We start from the raw sequence: 16,999 nt of genomic DNA on the forward strand, positions 1-16,999 counted from the left end.
GGTCGGGCGCGCCGGCGGGTGGAGGTAGACCGGAGCCGGCTACGCCGTCAGCGGGCGTGCCGGACTCCGGCCGGGTCACGTCAGCGGGCGCCGGCGTCGGCGAGTTCGACGGAATCATCGCCGCCACCACGCAGCACGCGGTTCAGGCGGGCGCGGTCGAGCTCGCGTTCCCAGGCCGACACCACCACCGTGGCCACGCCATTGCCGACGATATTGGTCAGCGCGCGGCACTCGCTCATGAAGCGGTCGATACCCAGGATCAGTACCATGCCGGCCACCGGAATGGTCGGCACCACGGCCAGCGTCGCGGCCAGCGTGATGAAACCGGAACCGGTCACGCCGCTGGCACCCTTGGACGTGATCATCGCCACGCCCAGGATCGTCAGCTGCTGCAGCAGCGTCAGCTCGATATTGGTGGCCTGCGCGATGAAGATCACGGCCATCGTCATGTAGATGTTGGTGCCATCGAGGTTGAACGAGTAGCCGGTCGGGACCACCAGCCCCACCACCGACTTCGAGCAACCGAGCTTCTCCAGCTTTTCCATCAGGTGCGGCAGTGCGGCTTCCGACGAGCTGGTACCCAGCACGATCAGCAGCTCTTCCTTGATGTAGGCGACGAAGCGGATGATCGAGAAGCCGGTCAGGCGAGCCACGGTACCCAGCACCACCAGCACGAACACGATGGCCGTGAAGTAGAACGTGCCAATCAGCTTGAGCAGCGGCACCAGCGAACCCAGGCCGTACTTGCCGATCGTGAATGCCATGGCGCCGAACGCGCCAATCGGCGCCACCTTGGTGATCACGTGGACGATGTGGAAGAACACCTTCGACACCTGGTCCACCATCTCATGGATGATGCGTGCACGGTCGCCCACCACGGCCAGCGCCGAACCGAAGAACAGCGAGACCAGCAGGATCTGCAGGATGTCGCCATTGGCGAACGCGCTGAAGATCGTGTCCGGGATGATGTGCATGAAGAACTCGACCGTGCTCTGGCCATGGGCCTTCGACACGTATTGCGAGATCGTCTTGGTATCGAGCGTGGCCGGATCGATGTTGAAGCCCACGCCGGGCTTCAGCAGGTGCGACGCGACCAGGCCGATCAGCAGCGCGAACGTGGAAATGATCTCGAAGTAGAGCAGCGCCTTGCCGCCCACGCGTCCTACCTTCTTCATGTCGCGCATGCCGGCAATGCCGGACACCACGGTACAGAAGATGATCGGACCAATGATCATCTTGATCAGCTTGATGAAGGCGTCGCCCAGTGGCTTCATCTCCACGCCGGTGTCGGGCAAGAAATGGCCCAGCAGAATGCCCACGGCGATTGCGAACAGGACCTGTACGTACAGGATCTTGTAGAAGGGTTTCCTCATGATGTCGTCCTCGGTGTTTTGACCGGTGCCGGGCGCTCGGGGGCGCCCACGTTGCGCGCCTGGATCTGAAGGCATGGGCGGCGCGTCTGGACGTAACTATTTGCAACCGCCGTGCCACCATCACCCGGACTGGCAAGCCATTGATTCATAAGGAAAAGATAAAAATCCCCGGCCGCAATGCTCCAGCTTTCCGGAAATCCGGAATGGGCGACTCCGGAAAGCCAGACACCTGCCGGGCCTTCCGGCACCGAAAAAGTGTCGACAAAGGCATTCCCCGGCATGCCGGCATGCGTGGATCGGGTCCCGGATCGGCGTTCGCCTCGCCAATTCCGGAAATCCGGGCGTTGCCGCGGTGCGGAACGCAGTGGCTGACCACGTATAATTCCGAGCTTCCGAATCCATACGGCCATGCCGCGCCTGACACTGCGTCGTCACAGGCGGCCACGCGCCATCCCAGTTCGCCGTCATGAGCAGCTTCTACAAACACCACGTCTTCTTCTGCCTGAACCAGCGCGACGACGGCAAGGCCTGTTGCGCGGACCACAATGCCAAGGCCATGCAGGAATACGCCAAGAAGCGCTGCAAGGAACTGGGCATCGCGGGCGCCGAAGGCCGGGTGCGGATCAACAAGGCCGGGTGCCTGAACCGTTGTGAACTTGGCCCGGTACTCGTGGTCTACCCCGAGGCCGTCTGGTACACCTTCGTCGACGAGCAGGACATCGACGAGATCATCGACAGCCATCTGGTCAACGGCAAGCCCGTCGAGCGCCTGATGGTGGATCGCTGATCCGGTTACCCGCCGAGCCGCGCCGGGTCGATGCCCGGTTTTTTGTTGTGCCGATGTTCCCTGCCCCTGCCACCATGAACGCGCATACCCAGGTCACCTCCATCGCCGGCCCCGTCGGCGCCATCGACATCTCGATCGATCTGCCGCAGAACGAAGCCGTGCGCGGCCTGGCGCTCGTGGCGCATCCGCACCCGCTGTTTGCCGGCACCAAGGACAACAAGGTGGCCCAGACGCTGGCGCGCACCTTCGTCGCGCTTGGCTATGCCACGGTGCGGCCGAATTTTCGGGGCGTTGGCGGCACGGCGGGCGAGCACGACCAGGGCATTGGCGAGCAGGACGACCTGTTGGCCGTGATCGACTGGATGCGCACGCAGACCGCATGGTCGGCCGATGTGGCCACGCTGCCGCTGGCGCTCGGCGGTTTCTCGTTCGGCAGCTTCGTGCAGACGCACGTGGCGCGCCGCCTGGCCGAAGCCGGCAAGGCGGCACAGCGCCTGGTACTGGTTGGCACGGCCACGAGCCGCTGGGATGTGGCTACCGTGCCGGCCGATACCATCGTGATCCATGGCGAGCAGGACGACACCGTGCCACTGGCCAGCGTGCTCGACTGGGCCCGCCCGCAGGAATTGCCGGTCATCGTGATTCCCGGCGCCGACCATTTCTTCCACCGCAAGCTGCACCTGATCAAGCAGCTTGTCGTCAACGCGTGGGAACGGTGAACCGTCCCGTCCGCGCAAACTTTTTCTCGTTGGATAACTACACATGCTGAACAGAGCCACGCCGCGATTCGTGTCCGCCCTTGCCCCCGTCGCCGTTGCCGCGACGCTCGCCACCGCGCTAGCCGCCGCGCCCGCCGCCGTCCTGGCGCAAGGCGTGCCGATGCCGCAGGTCGCCGCCAAGTCCTGGATGCTGTACGACGTGACCAGCGGCCAGGCCCTGGCTGCCCAGAATGCGGACCTGCGCATCGAACCTGCGTCGCTGACCAAGCTGATGACCGCCTACCTGGCGTTCGAGGCGCTCAAGGAAAAGCGCCTGACGCTGGACCAGACCATCACGCCGACCGACATCGTGCGCAAGGTGAAAAGCGATGAGTCGCGCATGTTCATCGAGGCCGGCAAGCCGGTCAGCGTGCAGGACCTGCTGATGGGCCTGATCGTGCAGTCGGGCAACGACGCCGCGCTGGCGCTGGCCGAGGCCGTGGGCGGCTCCGAGGAAGGCTTCGTCGCGATGATGAACCGCGAGGCCCAGCGCATGGGCATGAAGAACACGCACTTCACGAACACCGACGGCGTGCCCGATCCGAACCACTACACCACGGCGATGGACCTGGCCACGCTGACCACGCGGCTGATCAAGGACTTCCCCGAGTACTACGCAATGTACTCGCAGAAGGAGTTCACCTATAACAAGATCAGGCAGCCCAACCGCAACCGGCTGTTGTATATCGACCCGACCGTGGACGGCGTGAAGACCGGCCACACCAAATCGGCCGGCTATTGCCTGGTTTCGTCGGCCCAGCGTCCGCTGGCCAACGTGCCGAATGGTTCGCGCCGCCTGGTGTCGATCGTGATCGGCACGGCCACCGAGCAGACCCGTACCCAGGAAAGCCTGAAGATCCTGAACTACGGCTTCCAGTTCTTCGACACGCTGCGCCTGTACGACAAGGGCCAGGTGCTGGCCACGCCCGAGATCTACAAAGGTAAGGCTGGCACGATCAAGATCGGCGTGGCCAACGAGACGTTCGTCACGGTGCCCAAGGGCACGGGCGGTCGCCTGAAGCCGGTGCTGGAGCGCCAGGAGTTGCTGATTGCACCGATCGCCGCCGGCCAGCAGGTGGGCACGGTCAAGCTGATGGACGGCACCAACAAGGTGGGCGAGTTCCCGGTGGTGGCGCTCGAGGAAGTACCCGAGGCCGGCTTCTTCGGCCGCCTGTGGGATACGATCCGCCTCTGGTTCAAGCGCAAGTAAGGTTTGCAGATGACGACAGAATCGAACGACGGTCCGAAGACCCTGGGTGATATCCCGCCCGAGCAATCGCTGATCGAATACCCGAGCGACTTCCCGATCAAGGTCATGGGCGCGATGCAGGACGGCTTTGCCGAAGCCATCGTGACGCTGATCCAGGGATTCGACCCGAACTTCCACGCCGGCAAGATGGAGATGCGTCCGTCGCGCAACGGCAACTACCTCGGGCTGACCGTGACCGTATGGGTCACCAGCCGCGAACAGCTCGACGAAATCTATCGCACGCTGACATCGCACCCGATGGTCAAGGTGGTGCTGTAACCGCATGAACGTCATTACCCTGAAGCCGGGCAAGGAAAAATCCCTGCTGCGGCGCCATCCGTGGATCTACGCCACGGGCATCGCCTCCACCGAAGGCCGCTGCGAGGCGGGCTCGACCGTGGTCGTCCGTGGCGCGGATGGCCGTTTCCTGGCGCGCGCCGCCTACAGCCCCGAATCGCAGATCCGCGCCCGCGTGTGGACCTTCGATGAAAACGAGCCGGTCGATCATGCGCTGTTCAAGCGCCGCGTGGCCGCCGCGGTGGCGCATCGCCAGCGCTGGGTGCGCGACACCGACGCCGTGCGCCTGATTTTCGGCGAAGCGGACCGCCTGCCCGGCCTGGTGGTGGACTACTACGGCCAGGGCGAAACCGGCCAGCTGGTCTGCCAGTTCAATGCCGCGGGCGTGGAACAGTGGAAGGATGCGCTGGTCCAGGCACTGGTCAAGGAAACCGGGTGCCCGAACGTCTACGAGCGCTCCGACGCCGCGGTACGCCAGCGCGAGGGCCTGCCGCTCGTGACCGGCGTGCTGGCTGGCGCGGAGCCGGACCCCGAACTGTCGGTGACCGAGCATGGCGTGCGTTACTACGTGGACGTGCGCACCGGGCACAAGACCGGCTTCTACGTGGACCAGCGCGACAACCGCAAGCTGGTGGGTGACCTGGCACAGGGCCGCGAGGTCCTGAACTGCTTCTGCTACACCGGCGGTTTCTCGCTGGCTGCGCTACGCGGCGGTGCCACCTCGGTGACGTCGATCGACTCGTCGGGCGAAGCGCTCAAGATCGCGGCCAACAATGTGTCGCTGAACGGCTTCGATGCGGATCGCGCCACCTGGCTCGACGCCGATGTGTTCAAGATGCTGCGCGAATTCCGCGCCGAAGGCCGCCAGTTCGACCTGATCGTGCTGGACCCGCCCAAGTTCGCCCCGTCGGCCCAGCATATCGACCGCGCCGCGCGCGCCTACAAGGAAATCAACCTGGTCGGCATGCAGTTGCTGCGACCGGGCGGACTGCTGTTCACGTACTCGTGTTCCGGTGCGATCGGCATGGAACTGTTCCACAAGATCGTGGCCGGTGCCGTCACCGATGCGCGCGCCGATGCCCGCATCCTGCGCCGGCTGTCGGCGGGAACCGATCACCCGATGTCTGCCGCGTTCCCCGAAGGTGAATACCTGAAGGGACTGCTGCTGGAAAAGGTCTGATCAGGGTTTTCCGGAATTGTTTGGGGCTGTCTTCTGGTGGTCACAAACGCCGACTAAGATTCGTCTCACGGTAAGGCATTGGCAGGTGTCTGACCGTCTCTTCTTATCAGTCTTCGTGGTAATCGCCCCGTCTTCTTTTGACGGGGCTTTTTTTTGGCGCAAACTCACGTAGACGCCGACCTCTACCCCCAGTCCACACCGATCCGAAACTCCCTATAATCGAACGATCGTTCAGTTCGTTCAGTTCGTTCACTTGCAAGGAATCGAGGAGACACCATGCCCGGCGCCAAACATATTCCAACCGCCCTGCAAAACCTGGCCCTGCCCGTCATCGCATCGCCGATGTTTATCGTCAGCTATCCGGAACTGGTGCTGGCGCAATGCAAGGCCGGCATCGTCGGATCGTTTCCCGCGCTCAATGCGCGTCCTGCCGAATTGCTCGACCAATGGCTGACGCAGATCGACGAGGAACTGGCTGCGTTCAAGGCGGCCAACCCGGGCAAGCCAGTGGGTCCGGTGGCAGTGAACCAGATCGTGCATGCGTCGAACGCGCGCCTCGAGCACGACATCAAGGTCTGCGTCGAGCACAAGGTGCCGATCTTCATCACTTCGCTGCGTGCTCCGCCCAAGGAAATGATCGATGCGGTGCACAGCTACGGCGGCATCGTGCTGCACGACGTAATCAGCATCCGCCATGCCGAGAAGGCCATCGAGGCCGGCGTCGACGGACTGATCCTGGTAGCTGCCGGGGCCGGTGGCCATGCCGGGATGCTGTCGCCATTCGCGCTCGTGGGTGAAGTGCGCAAGATCTTCGACGGCCCGATTGCACTTTCGGGGTCGATCGCGACCGGTGATGCCGTGCTGGCCGCACAGGCCATGGGCGCCGATTTTGCCTATGTCGGCACGCGCTTTATCGCATCGAAGGAAGGCCACGCGAGCGAAGAGTACAAGCAGTCGATCACGAGCTCGGCCGCATCGGACATCATCTACACCAACCTGTTCACCGGGGTGCACGGCAACTACATCCGCGAAAGCATCATGAATTCCGGGCTCGATCCGGAGAACCTGCCGGTGGCCGACAAGAGCAAGATGGATTTTTCGAGCGGCAGCTCGAAGACCAAGGCATGGAAGGACATCTGGGGTGCAGGCCAGGGTGTGGGCCAGATCCATGACATTCCGAGCGCCGGCGAGATCGTGGCGCGCATGAAGACCGAGTACGAGGCGGCGCGGGCCCGGCTGGGACTGGTAGCATAAGGGCGATTTCCGCCCTTTGCCCCCGAACCGTTGCAACCTTCCGACCGCGAAAGCCCGCTCCTCCGAACCGGCCAGCCTGAAACGCTGACGCACCGCGAACGCGCAATCCGCGCGTTCTGGGTCACTTGCGGCGTGCTGAGCCTGGTGCTCGGCATCATCGGCATCTTCCTGCCGTTGCTGCCGACCACGCCTTTCGTGCTGCTAGCGGCGGCGTGCTTCGCGCGCGGGTCGGAGAAATTCCACCACTGGCTGATCACGCACGAGCGCTTCGGGCCGCTCGTGCGCGACTGGCAGGCCCATCGCAGCATTCCGTTTCGCGCCAAATGCCTGGCGCTATCCATGATGTGGCTGTCAATGGGTACCACCGCATGGCTGCTGCGTGCGCGGCCGGTATCGTCGCTGACCTTGCTGGCGATCGGACTGGCCGTCACGGTCTGGATGGTCCGCTTGCCAACCCGGCCTCGCGGTGGCTACCCCGATACCGGCGACCAGTCCTCTCAGTCGTAGCGCCGCGCGTCCTCGATCACCTTGCCGTCCTGCGGCAACGTTCCGGCCGCGACAAAGCTCACTTCGCCACGCAGGCGCATTACCTCGCGCATCGAGTCGGCCACGGCTCGCGCCAACCCCTCATCGTCGCGCGTGGCATCGCAGTGCAACGTCATCACGTCGGCACCCACCGTGCCGGTGACCACCAGCCGTGCAGCGCGGATCTCGGGATGGCGCCGCACCACATCGGCCACCTGCCCCGGATGAACGAACATGCCCTTGACCTTGGTGGCCTGGTCCGCACGACCCAGCCAGCCTTTCAGACGGATATTGGTACGGCCGCACGGGCTGGCCAGATGCGTCGAATCGGCAACGATGGCCGACAGGTCGCCAGTGCCAAAGCGGATCAACGGATAGTCGCCATTGCCAAGCACCGTGACCACCACCTCGCCGGTTTCGCCCTCGGGCATCGGCTTCGAACCGCCGGGTTCGACGATTTCCACCAGCACGCCTTCGTCGACCACCCAACCGTCACCGCCCTCGGTTTCATAGGCAATCAGCCCCAGGTCCGCCGTGCCATACATCTGCCGCGCAGTGATGCCGTGATCGTGCAACCATGCACGCAATGCGGGCGGGCACGCTTCGCCAGACACCAGCGCCTTGGTCAGGCTGCCGCAGGGAAGCCCCATTTCGCCGCCGCGTTCGACCAGCAGTTTCAGGAATGATGGCGTGCCCGCATACGCCGAAGGTTGCAGACTGGCCAATGCCTGTACCTGCGATTCGGTCTGCCCCACGCCGGCCGGGAATACACAACAACCGAGCCGGTGTGCGCCAGATTCCATCATCATGCCGGCCGGCGTGAAGTGATACGAGAACGTGTTGTAGACGAGCTCTCCGGCACGAAAGCCCGCCGCAAACATCGCGCGCGCGGTGCGCCACCAGTCGGCGGCAAAACCGTCGGGTTCATGAATCGGCCCCGGCGACTGGAATACGTGGCGCAGTCCGCCGAGCGCGGTAGCATTAAGCCCGCCCAACGGCGGCGCCATGCGCTGCCGCGCGGCCAGGTCGGATTTGCGTGTGACCGGCAGTAATGCCAACGTGTCGCGCGAGACAATCTCGCGCGCGTCGAAATCACACAATATCTCGGCGAAGTACGGCGCATGCGCCTGGGCATGCGCCACCTGCCGCTGCACCGCAGCCAGCAGTGCGGCTTCGCGTTCCGCGGGTGCACGCGTTTCCAGCGAATCGAAATATTCAGCCATGTCGGTGCCTCGGAAAATCAGGCCAGCCAGCGTTTGCGGCGGCGATAGCTCTTCACGTCACGGAATGATTTGCGCGCGCCATCCTCGGCATCGTTGGCGGCCACGCCCAGATAGAATTCCTTGACGTCCTCGTTGGTGCGCAGCGATTCGGCATCGCCATCCATTACCACGCGGCCGTTCTCGAGGATATAGCCGTAGTCCGCATAGCGCAGCGCCACCATGGTGTTCTGCTCGGCCAGCAGGAAGCTCACGTTCTCACGTGCATTCAGGCCGCGCACGATCTCGAAGATCTCTTCCACGATCTGCGGCGCCAGTCCCATCGACGGCTCGTCGAGCAGGATCATCGACGGCTTGGCCATCATGGCCCGGCCAATCGCGCACATCTGCTGCTCGCCGCCAGAGGTATAGCCAGCCTGTGACTTGCGGCGCGTCTTCAGGCGCGGAAAGTAACCGTAGATCTTTTCAAGTTCGTCACGCGTTTCCGCGCGCGACAAGCCACGGGTGTAGGCGCCCGTCAGCAGGTTTTCCTCGATGGTCAGGTGCGCGAAGCAGTGGCGCCCCTCCATCACCTGGATCACGCCGCGCTTGACCAGGTCGTTGGGCGTCAACTGATCCACGCGCTGGCCGCGAAACTCGATCGAGCCCTTGGTGACATCGCCACGCTCGGCATGGAGCAGGTTGGAAATCGCCTTCAGCGTGGTGGTCTTGCCTGCGCCGTTGGCCCCCAGCAACGCCACGATCCGGCCTTCCGGCACGTCCAGCGAGACGCCCTTGAGCACCAGGATCACGTGATCGTAGATGACTTCGATATTGTTGATGGAGAGAAGGGTCATGTCTCTTTTCCCTGTGTGTTTGCTCCCCTCTCCCGCACGGCGGGAGAGGGGTTGGGGGTGAGGGCATTGAGGTTCAAGTTGCGACGTGTCGGTGATTGAACCGCCTGGCCCTCTCCCCCGCCCCTCTCCCGCGCGCGGGAGAGGGGAGAAAACCACCATTACTCTCTACGACTTCATGCACGCTGGCGTGATGCCTTTCTCTTTCGCGTATTGCGCGGCCGTGGCCTTGAATAGCGGGTGGATCAGGTTCTTGTTGCCTTCGATCCAGTCCGACACCACCACCCACTTGCTGCCGTCCCACTGCTGGATCTTCACCTTGCCCGAGCCTTCGTGGTTGTCGCAGCTGGTCTTGATCTCTGGCAGCAGACCCGTGGCACCCAGTTGCTGAAGCCGCGCGCTGGTCAGGTTCAGGTTCTCGAAGGCCCAGCGCATGTCGTCGCCGGTCATCACCTTGCCCTTGCCGAACTTGCCCTGCGCCACGCGGATCGCTTCAACGGTGACCACCGCTGCCGATACGCCGCGGTTATAGAGCACCGAGCCGACCTTGTTCTTGTCCTGCATATTGCCCTTGCCAGCACCGTAGACCACCTTCTCGATATCGGCGATCAGCGGCACGCTCTTGCCGGACACGTTCCACGTCGCGCTCATATAGCCCTTGGCCGCATCGCCGGCCGGCACGGTGTCCTCTTCCGACCCGGCCCACCAGGAGCCAATCATCTTGTCGCGCGAGAAGCCGACCTTCTGCGCCGCCTTCAGCGCGGTCTGGTTCATTACGCCCCAGCCCCAGAAGATCACGTAGTCCGGGTTCTCCTGCCGGATCTTGAGCCATTGCGCGCCCTGCTCGTTGCCCGGATGCGCCACCGGAATCTCGACCAGGTTGAACTTGCCGAGCTTGGCCTCGGCCTCGAGCGCCACGATCGGCTCCTTGCCATATGCCGAGTCGTGATACAGGTAGACGATCTTCTTGCCCGCCAGCGATCCGCCGTTCTTCGAGGCCAGGAACTTCACGATGGCCGACACCTGCATCTGGTAGGTCGTGACCAGCGGGAATGCGTATGGGAACACCGAACCATCGACCGCATCGGTGCGTCCATAACCCATCATCACCAGCGGCACCTTGTCAGCCGAGGTCTTGTCCACCAGCGCATATGAAATGCCCGTGGACATGGTGTGGTACGCGGTACCCTTGCTGGTGCCGTTCTTGGCTTTCAGGCGCTCGTAGCACTCGACGCCCTTGGCGTTGTTGTACTCGGTCTCGCACTCTTCCCACGACAGCTTCACGCCGTTGACGCCGCCGTCCTTGAGATTGACGTAGTTCAGGTAGTCGACAAAGCCGCCATAGAACGACTGCCCGTTCGAGCCATAGGGACCCACGCGATAGCTTGGCAGCGCAACAAACTGGTCATTGGCCTGCGCCAGCGCCGGCAAAGCGGGCGCCAGCAGGGCAGCCGCGACGCTGACCACCAGGGCGGCGCGCTGCACATTGCGAAACACGGTTGTCATCACAGTCTCCTTCCCCTCGAAAGGGCATTGTTATGGGAAAGACTCGGGGAAACCTAATGCGGGAATGGCCACAGGCGCAGCTTCTCCTTGGCGATCTGCCAGAGCCGCGCCAGTCCGTGCGGCTCGACAATCAGGAAGAAGATGATCAGCGCACCGAACACCATCAACTGGATATGCGACACCGTGGCATTGGTGAATGGCAGGTGCAGCAGCGCTGCCAGGGCCGGCAGCACGTTGTCCAGGAAGATCGGCAGCAGCAGGATGAACGCGGCACCCAGGAACGATCCAAGGATGCTGCCCACGCCGCCGATGATGATCATGAACAGGATCCGGAACGACAAGTCCAGCGAAAAGCCGTCCGGCTCAACCGAACCGAGATAGCAGAATGCATAGAGTGCGCCGGCCACGCCGCAATAGAACGAACTGACCGCGAATGCCAGCAGCTTGGTGCGCATCAGCGGGATGCCGATCACCTCGGCTGCCACGTCCATGTCGCGCACCGCCATCCACGCGCGGCCCGTGGCGGAGCGCACGAGATTCTTGGCGAGCAGCGCCAGCACGGTGACGATGCCCAGCACGAACAAATACTTCTTCACCGGGGTATCGATCGGCATGCCGAACAGGTCCAGACGCTGCGCCGTGATCACCCCGGACGAGCTATTGTTCGACAACCACGGAAACTTCGTCAGCGCCCACACCACGAAGAACTGCGCGGCCAGTGTCGCCACGGCCAGATAGAAGCCCTTGATCCGCAACGACGGCAACCCGAACGCCACACCCACCAGCGCCGCCGAGAACCCGGCCAGGATGAACGTCAGCAACACCGGGATGCCTTCGATCCGTAGCTGGAAGTTGTACGCGGCATAGGCGCCGACAGCCATGAATGCCGCGGTACCCAGCGACAGCTGGCCGGCATAGCCGGTCAGGATATTGAGCCCGAGCGCAGCCAGCGAAAAGATCAGGAACGGCGTCAGGATGGCGTTGAACCAGTACTCGCTGCCCGTGAATGGAATCACGACGAACGCCACCGCCAACAGCAGCGCGAAGAAGATTCGGTCCTGCCGGATCGGGAAGATCTGGCTGTCGGCAACGTAGCTGGTCTTGAACTGGCCGGATTCGCGGTAGAGCATGGCGGACTCCCGTCAGACGCGGTCGATATGTTTCTCGCCGAACAGGCCTTCGGGCCTGACCAGCAGGAACAGTAACGCGAACACATACGGGAACCAGCCCTCGATTCCCCCGAAATTGCCGCCGAACACCGACTGGAACACCGGCGGGATGTAGATCTCCGCCAGCTTCTCCGATGCGCCGATGATGAGCCCGCCAACGATGGCGCCCGGCACCGAGGTGAAGCCGCCCAGGATCAGCACGGGCAGCGCCTTGAGCGCCGTCAGCGTCAGCGCGAACTGCACGCCATTGCGCGAGCCCCACAGCATGCCCGCCACCAGCGCGACAAAGCCCGCCACGCCCCAGACGATGGCCCAGATGTTCTGCAGCGGGATGCCCAGCGACAACGCCGCCTGGTGATCGTCGGCCACCGCACGCAGCGCACGGCCCACCTTGGTGTACTGGAAGAACAGCGCGAGCACGGCCACCAGCACTGCGGCAATCAGCGCGGCGGCGAGGTCGAACTTCGACACCACGATATTGAACTTCGTCAGGATTGCCTCGATCGGCTCGTCGACGATGCCAAGCTGGATCGGCCGCACTTCGTTGCCGAACAGCAGCGGCCCCAGGCCTTCCAGGAAAAACGACAATCCGATGGTGGCCATGAACAGCGTGATCGGCGGCTGGTTGACGAGCTTGCGCAGCACGAAGCGCTCGGTGCTCATGCCGACGATGATCATGACGATGAACGCACCGATCACCGCGGCCCACATCGGCATGCCCTTGTCCATCAGCCCTACCACCGCCAGTGCGGCAAAGTAGACCATCGCACCCTGCGCGAAGTTGAACACGCCGGAAGCCTTGTAGATCAGCACGAAGCCAAGCGCCACCAGCGAGTACATCAGTCCCGAGAGCAGGCCACCGATCAGGATTTCAAAGAAGAAGGTCATCGTCGCTTGCCTTTCGGTGTGCTCAGTGCGAGGTGCCCAGGTAGGCGCGGATTACATCGGGATTCGACTTGACCTCTGCAGGCGTGCCGTCGCCGATCTTCTTGCCGTAGTCGAGCACCACCACGCGATCCGAGATATCCATCACCACGCCCATATCGTGTTCGATCAGTACGATGGTGGTGCCGAACTGCTGGTTGACGTCCAGGATAAAGCGGCACATGTCCTGCTTTTCTTCCACGTTCATGCCCGCCATCGGTTCGTCGAGCAGCAGCATCGACGGCTCGGCCGCCAGTGCGCGCGCCAGCTCCACACGCTTTTGCAGGCCATACGGCAGGCGTCCCACCGGCGTCTTGCGGATGGCCTGGATTTCCAGGAAGTCGATCACTTCCTCGACCTTGCGGCGATGGCGCATTTCCTCGGCGCGTGCCGGGCCCCACCAGAGCGCATGCGCGAACAGTCCGGTACGGAACTGCGTGTTGCGGCCCGTCATGATGTTGTCGAGCACGGTCATGCCCTTGAACAGCGCAATGTTCTGGAACGTGCGCGCGATACCCTGGCGTGCGGCCGCGGTCGGATGCATCTGGCGGCGCTCCTGGCCGCGAAACACGATGCGGCCCTGCTGCGGGTGATAGACGCCATTGATCACGTTCAGCATCGAACTCTTGCCGGCGCCATTCGGGCCGATGATGGCTCGGATCTCGTGTTCGCAGACATCGAACGAGATATCGGTCAGTGCCTTGACGCCGCCAAACGATAGCGAGATGTTCTGCAGGTCCAGGATCACATCGCCACGCGTATGCGTGCGTGCGGTGGTGTCGGGCTGATGGGCGTCGCCGGTGCGCACGCTGTCGTCAGGCGCGCCTTCCGCGCGTCCCGGTGGCGTAATGGTGCCGGGCGATACCATCGCGCCCGTGGCATCCACGCGCGCCATGCCGCCCTGCCACGCTGTCTGGGTTACCGTCATGCTGTGCGCCTCCGTGTCTCAAGCCGCGCGCGCACCGCCCGCGGGCGGAAAGCGCTTCACGTCCACCAGCTTCAGCGTGGCCGAGACACTGCCTTCGCGGCCATCCTCGAATTTCACGCGCGTATCGATAAACTGCTCGGCGCGCCCCGCATAGAGCGCGTCAACCAGCACGCCGTATTTCTCGGCAATAAAGCCGCGCCGCACCTTGCGCGTGCGCGTCAGTTCATCGTCATCGGGGTCCAGTTCCTTGTGCAGGATCAGGAAGCGCGCGACCTGGGAGCCGGCCAGCATCGCGTCGTTAACCAGATCGGCATTCACCTGCTCCACGCACTCGGCAATCATCGCGATCACGTCGGGCTGGCCGGCCAGATCGACATAGCCCGCGTACGGCAGGTGCCGGCGTTCGGCCCAGTTGCCGACCGCATCGAAGTCGATATTGATGAACGCGCAGACGTGTTCGCGGTCGGTACCGAACGCCACCGCTTCCTTGATGTACGGGAAGAACTTGAGCTTGTTCTCGATGTACTTGGGCGCGAACATCGAGCCATCGGCAAGCTTGCCCACGTCCTTGGCGCGATCGATGATCTTCAGGTGCCCGTCGGCGTCGATCACGCCGGCGTCGCCGGTCATGAAATAGCCCTCGTCATTGATCGCCTCGCGTGTAGCGTCGTCGCGCTTGTAGTAAGCCTTGAGCAGTCCAACGCCACGCACCAGCACTTCGCCGTTGTCGGCGATACGAATCTCCATGCCGGGCGCGGCGGGACCGACAGAGTCGAACTTGACCTGGCCGTCCGGCTGCAGGCACACATACGCGCAGGTTTCGGTCTGGCCGTAAAACTGTTTCAGGTTGACGCCAATCGACCGGTAGAAGCGGAACAGGTCGGGTCCAATCGCCTCTCCAGCCGTATAGCCCACGCGGATCCGGCTCATGCCCAGCACATTGCGCAGCGGGCCATAGACCAGCACTTCGCCCAACGCGTAGCGCATGCGTTCCAGCAGCGGTACGCCACGCTTGTCGAGGATGTCCGCACCGCAGCGGCGCGCCACGTTCATGGCCCAGTGGAACAGCTTGCGCTTGAGCCAGCCCGCATCTTCCATGCGGATCATGACTTGCGTAAGCAGGCCTTCATAGATGCGCGGTGGTGCAAAGTAGTAGGTCGGCCCGATCTCGCGCAAATCGGTCATCACGGTTTCACGCGACTCGGGACAGTTCACGGTGAACCCGGCCACCATGGCCTGTGCGTAGGAAAACAGGTTGTCGCCAACCCATGCCATCGGCAGGTATGACAGTACGTCGTCATCGGGACCGAGGCCATCGAACTGGCAACCGTTGCGCGCGGCGCCGATCAGGCCCGCATGGGAATGGCACACGCCCTTCGGCTTGCCCGTGGTACCCGACGTATAGAGAATGATCGCCGTGTCGTCAGGCATGCCCGCCTGCACCTGCGCGTCGAAGAAACCAGGGTTCGCCTGGTCGTATTCGCGGCCGATTTCCTGCACGCGTTCATACGACAGCAGCGTCGGATGATCGTAATCGCGCAAGCCGCGCGGGTCTTCATAGACCAGATGCCGTACCGCGCGTCCGCGTGTGGAAAGTTGCGACTCCACCTCCAGCAGCTTGTCGACCTGCTCCTGGTCCTCGACGATCGCGAACTCGATCTCGGCGTCGTCCAGCACGTAGACCATCTCGTTGGCGATGGCGTCCTGGTATAGCGGCACCGGTACGCCACCGAGCGCTTGCGCGGCGGTCATCGCCCAGTAAAGACGCGGACGGTTGTCACCCACCACTGCGAGGTTCATGCCACGGCGGAAACCCAGCGCCGCCAGGCCGCAGGCCAGGGCCCGCACTTCGCGCGCGGCCTGTGACCAGTTGTAGGTCTGCCAGATACCGAGATCCTTCTCGCGATAGGCCGGATGGTCGGGCCGCTGCGTGGCATGCGCCAGCAGCCATCGCGGGAAGGTCGTTGCCGACGATTCCTGCATCGCTGTCTCCTCTCCCCTGCGGATGGCGTAGGTGCCATGCCGGGTATCAAGCCGCCAGACCGGTCGCTATACTGGGCGTTTGCCAGCACGGCATTGCCGCACCGCATCACGCCCGCCTTGCCTTGTTGGGTGAGGACTGCTGGCAGGGCCGGTTCCGTGTGATCGTAAGATAGCCGATGCCATCCCCCCGGGTTGTCGCGCCGGCGACAATTCCGGGTTAATCCCTACGGGAGTCCGATGCGTACCGCTTCAGACCACGAATTCATCGACCGCAGCGCCTGGGCCGTCGACCTGAGCCCCGAACAACGCGAGCGTGTCAAACGCGTGACCACCGTGCGTGAGTACGCACAAGGCGACTACGTCTGTCACAAGGGTGAAATGGCCGAGCACTGGCTTGGCGTGGTCGAAGGCATCGTCAAGATCACCACGGTGTCGCCATCCGGCAAGTCAGTCACGTTCACGGGCGTGCCGCAGGGCGGCTGGTTCGGCGAAGGCGCCGTGCTCAAATCCGAGATCCGCAAGTACGACGTGATGGCGCTGCGCCGCTCGCACATTGCTTTCGTGCCGCGCGACACTTTTCAGTGGTTGCTGGATACCAGCCTGCCTTTTACGCGCTTCCTGCTGATGCAGTTCAACGAGCGCCTTGGACAATTCATCGCGGCGGTGGAATACGAACGCCTGCTCGACATCGATTCACGCGTGGCGCGTGCGGTGTCGTCACTGTTCAATGAGCATCTGTATCCCGGCATCGGCAAGACGCTGGAGATCTCGCAGGAAGAGATCGGCTTGTTGGCGGGGATTTCACGGCAACGCGCAAACCAGGCACTCAAGGTGCTGGAGCAGCAGGGGCTGGTGCGCGTGGACTATGGCGTGATCGAGGTACTCGATCTGGAAGGGTTGCGACAGTACGGCGAGTAGCACTGTTTTGCTCCCCTCTCCCGCGAAGTGGGAGAGGGGTTGGGGGTGAGGGCATCGAGGTTCTGCTTGCCGGTTATCGCAATTTGAACCGCCGG

Annotated in this window: 16 protein-coding genes; 8 read left to right on the top strand and 8 right to left on the bottom strand. The window is 63.3% G+C overall.

Going from position 1 to position 16,999, the window contains the following annotated elements; genetic code table 11:
- Nucleotides 1-80: 80 nt before the first annotated feature.
- Complete coding sequence (locus ACO550_RS01675) at nucleotides 81-1,376, bottom strand: C4-dicarboxylate transporter DctA (protein ID WP_315596500.1); 1,296 nt, start codon at nucleotides 1,374-1,376, stop codon at nucleotides 81-83.
- Between the two features lie 463 nt (nucleotides 1,377-1,839).
- Between ACO550_RS01675 and ACO550_RS01680 the strand changes: the two genes are divergently transcribed.
- From ACO550_RS01680 to ACO550_RS01710, 7 genes are all read left to right on the top strand, one after another.
- The gene (locus tag ACO550_RS01680) at nucleotides 1,840-2,160 is read left to right on the top strand and encodes a (2Fe-2S) ferredoxin domain-containing protein (protein ID WP_315596444.1); all 321 of its coding nucleotides are present in this window, start codon (nucleotides 1,840-1,842) and stop codon (nucleotides 2,158-2,160) included.
- Between the two features lie 74 nt (nucleotides 2,161-2,234).
- Nucleotides 2,235-2,879 carry a CocE/NonD family hydrolase gene (locus ACO550_RS01685; RefSeq protein ID WP_315596445.1) on the top strand — a complete coding sequence of 215 codons (645 nt, stop codon included), beginning with the start codon at nucleotides 2,235-2,237 and terminating at the stop codon, nucleotides 2,877-2,879.
- 43 nt (nucleotides 2,880-2,922) lie between these two features.
- Nucleotides 2,923-4,128, top strand: a complete 1,206-nt coding sequence (locus tag ACO550_RS01690) for a serine hydrolase (RefSeq protein ID WP_315596446.1) — start codon at nucleotides 2,923-2,925, stop codon at nucleotides 4,126-4,128.
- Nucleotides 4,129-4,137: 9 nt separating this feature from the next.
- Nucleotides 4,138-4,446 carry a DUF493 family protein gene (locus ACO550_RS01695; protein ID WP_315596447.1) on the top strand — a complete coding sequence of 103 codons (309 nt, stop codon included), beginning with the start codon at nucleotides 4,138-4,140 and terminating at the stop codon, nucleotides 4,444-4,446.
- Nucleotides 4,447-4,450: 4 nt separating this feature from the next.
- Nucleotides 4,451-5,644, top strand: coding sequence for a class I SAM-dependent methyltransferase (locus ACO550_RS01700; protein ID WP_315596448.1), 1,194 nt, complete (start codon nucleotides 4,451-4,453; stop codon nucleotides 5,642-5,644).
- A gap of 276 nt (nucleotides 5,645-5,920) precedes the next feature.
- Nucleotides 5,921-6,898 (top strand): nitronate monooxygenase, encoded by a 978-nt coding sequence (locus ACO550_RS01705; RefSeq protein WP_315596449.1) that lies wholly within the window; start codon nucleotides 5,921-5,923, stop codon nucleotides 6,896-6,898.
- 30 nt (nucleotides 6,899-6,928) lie between these two features.
- Entirely contained in the window at nucleotides 6,929-7,405 is a 477-nt protein-coding gene (locus tag ACO550_RS01710) for a YbaN family protein (protein WP_315596450.1), read from the top strand.
- Here ACO550_RS01710 and ACO550_RS01715 read toward each other — a convergent pair.
- From ACO550_RS01715 to ACO550_RS01745, 7 genes are all read right to left on the bottom strand, one after another.
- Nucleotides 7,396-8,646 carry a phenylacetate--CoA ligase family protein gene (locus tag ACO550_RS01715; protein ID WP_315596451.1) on the bottom strand — a complete coding sequence of 417 codons (1,251 nt, stop codon included), beginning with the start codon at nucleotides 8,644-8,646 and terminating at the stop codon, nucleotides 7,396-7,398. The genes ACO550_RS01710 and ACO550_RS01715 overlap by 10 nt on opposite strands.
- A 17-nt stretch (nucleotides 8,647-8,663) precedes the next feature.
- Nucleotides 8,664-9,479 carry an ATP-binding cassette domain-containing protein gene (locus ACO550_RS01720; protein WP_315596452.1) on the bottom strand — a complete coding sequence of 272 codons (816 nt, stop codon included), beginning with the start codon at nucleotides 9,477-9,479 and terminating at the stop codon, nucleotides 8,664-8,666.
- 165 nt (nucleotides 9,480-9,644) lie between these two features.
- Complete coding sequence (locus tag ACO550_RS01725) at nucleotides 9,645-10,982, bottom strand: ABC transporter substrate-binding protein (RefSeq protein ID WP_315596453.1); 1,338 nt, start codon at nucleotides 10,980-10,982, stop codon at nucleotides 9,645-9,647.
- A 53-nt stretch (nucleotides 10,983-11,035) separates the two neighbouring features.
- The gene (locus ACO550_RS01730; RefSeq protein ID WP_315596454.1) at nucleotides 11,036-12,112 is read right to left on the bottom strand and encodes an ABC transporter permease subunit; all 1,077 of its coding nucleotides are present in this window, start codon (nucleotides 12,110-12,112) and stop codon (nucleotides 11,036-11,038) included.
- Nucleotides 12,113-12,124: 12 nt separating this feature from the next.
- Nucleotides 12,125-13,039 carry a branched-chain amino acid ABC transporter permease gene (locus ACO550_RS01735; protein ID WP_315596455.1) on the bottom strand — a complete coding sequence of 305 codons (915 nt, stop codon included), beginning with the start codon at nucleotides 13,037-13,039 and terminating at the stop codon, nucleotides 12,125-12,127.
- A 22-nt stretch (nucleotides 13,040-13,061) separates the two neighbouring features.
- The gene (locus tag ACO550_RS01740; protein WP_315596456.1) at nucleotides 13,062-14,003 is read right to left on the bottom strand and encodes an ABC transporter ATP-binding protein; all 942 of its coding nucleotides are present in this window, start codon (nucleotides 14,001-14,003) and stop codon (nucleotides 13,062-13,064) included.
- A gap of 18 nt (nucleotides 14,004-14,021) precedes the next feature.
- On the bottom strand, nucleotides 14,022-15,986 hold the full coding sequence (locus ACO550_RS01745) for an AMP-dependent synthetase/ligase (RefSeq protein WP_315596457.1): 1,965 nt from the start codon (nucleotides 15,984-15,986) through the stop codon (nucleotides 14,022-14,024).
- Between the two features lie 237 nt (nucleotides 15,987-16,223).
- Here ACO550_RS01745 and ACO550_RS01750 point away from each other — a divergent pair, with 237 nt between their 5' ends.
- Nucleotides 16,224-16,904, top strand: a complete 681-nt coding sequence (locus ACO550_RS01750) for a cyclic nucleotide-binding domain-containing protein (protein WP_315596458.1) — start codon at nucleotides 16,224-16,226, stop codon at nucleotides 16,902-16,904.
- Nucleotides 16,905-16,999: the final 95 nt, after the last annotated feature.

This window comes from Cupriavidus sp., assembly GCF_057315035.1.

Excerpts from the sequence above, each read along its gene's own strand:
- ACO550_RS01680 (WP_315596444.1), top strand. The coding sequence starts at position 1,840 with ATGAGCAGCTTCTACAAACACCACGTCTTCTTCTGCCTGAACCAGCGC.
- ACO550_RS01685 (WP_315596445.1), top strand. The coding sequence starts at position 2,235 with ATGAACGCGCATACCCAGGTCACCTCCATCGCCGGCCCCGTCGGCGCC.
- ACO550_RS01690 (WP_315596446.1), top strand. The coding sequence starts at position 2,923 with ATGCTGAACAGAGCCACGCCGCGATTCGTGTCCGCCCTTGCCCCCGTC.
- ACO550_RS01695 (WP_315596447.1), top strand. The coding sequence starts at position 4,138 with ATGACGACAGAATCGAACGACGGTCCGAAGACCCTGGGTGATATCCCG.
- ACO550_RS01700 (WP_315596448.1), top strand. The coding sequence starts at position 4,451 with ATGAACGTCATTACCCTGAAGCCGGGCAAGGAAAAATCCCTGCTGCGG.
- ACO550_RS01705 (WP_315596449.1), top strand. The coding sequence starts at position 5,921 with ATGCCCGGCGCCAAACATATTCCAACCGCCCTGCAAAACCTGGCCCTG.
- ACO550_RS01715 (WP_315596451.1), bottom strand. The coding sequence starts at position 8,646 with ATGGCTGAATATTTCGATTCGCTGGAAACGCGTGCACCCGCGGAACGC.
- ACO550_RS01720 (WP_315596452.1), bottom strand. The coding sequence starts at position 9,479 with ATGACCCTTCTCTCCATCAACAATATCGAAGTCATCTACGATCACGTG.
- ACO550_RS01725 (WP_315596453.1), bottom strand. The coding sequence starts at position 10,982 with ATGACAACCGTGTTTCGCAATGTGCAGCGCGCCGCCCTGGTGGTCAGC.
- ACO550_RS01730 (WP_315596454.1), bottom strand. The coding sequence starts at position 12,112 with ATGCTCTACCGCGAATCCGGCCAGTTCAAGACCAGCTACGTTGCCGAC.
- ACO550_RS01735 (WP_315596455.1), bottom strand. The coding sequence starts at position 13,039 with ATGACCTTCTTCTTTGAAATCCTGATCGGTGGCCTGCTCTCGGGACTG.
- ACO550_RS01740 (WP_315596456.1), bottom strand. The coding sequence starts at position 14,003 with ATGACGGTAACCCAGACAGCGTGGCAGGGCGGCATGGCGCGCGTGGAT.
- ACO550_RS01745 (WP_315596457.1), bottom strand. The coding sequence starts at position 15,986 with ATGCAGGAATCGTCGGCAACGACCTTCCCGCGATGGCTGCTGGCGCAT.
- ACO550_RS01750 (WP_315596458.1), top strand. The coding sequence starts at position 16,224 with ATGCGTACCGCTTCAGACCACGAATTCATCGACCGCAGCGCCTGGGCC.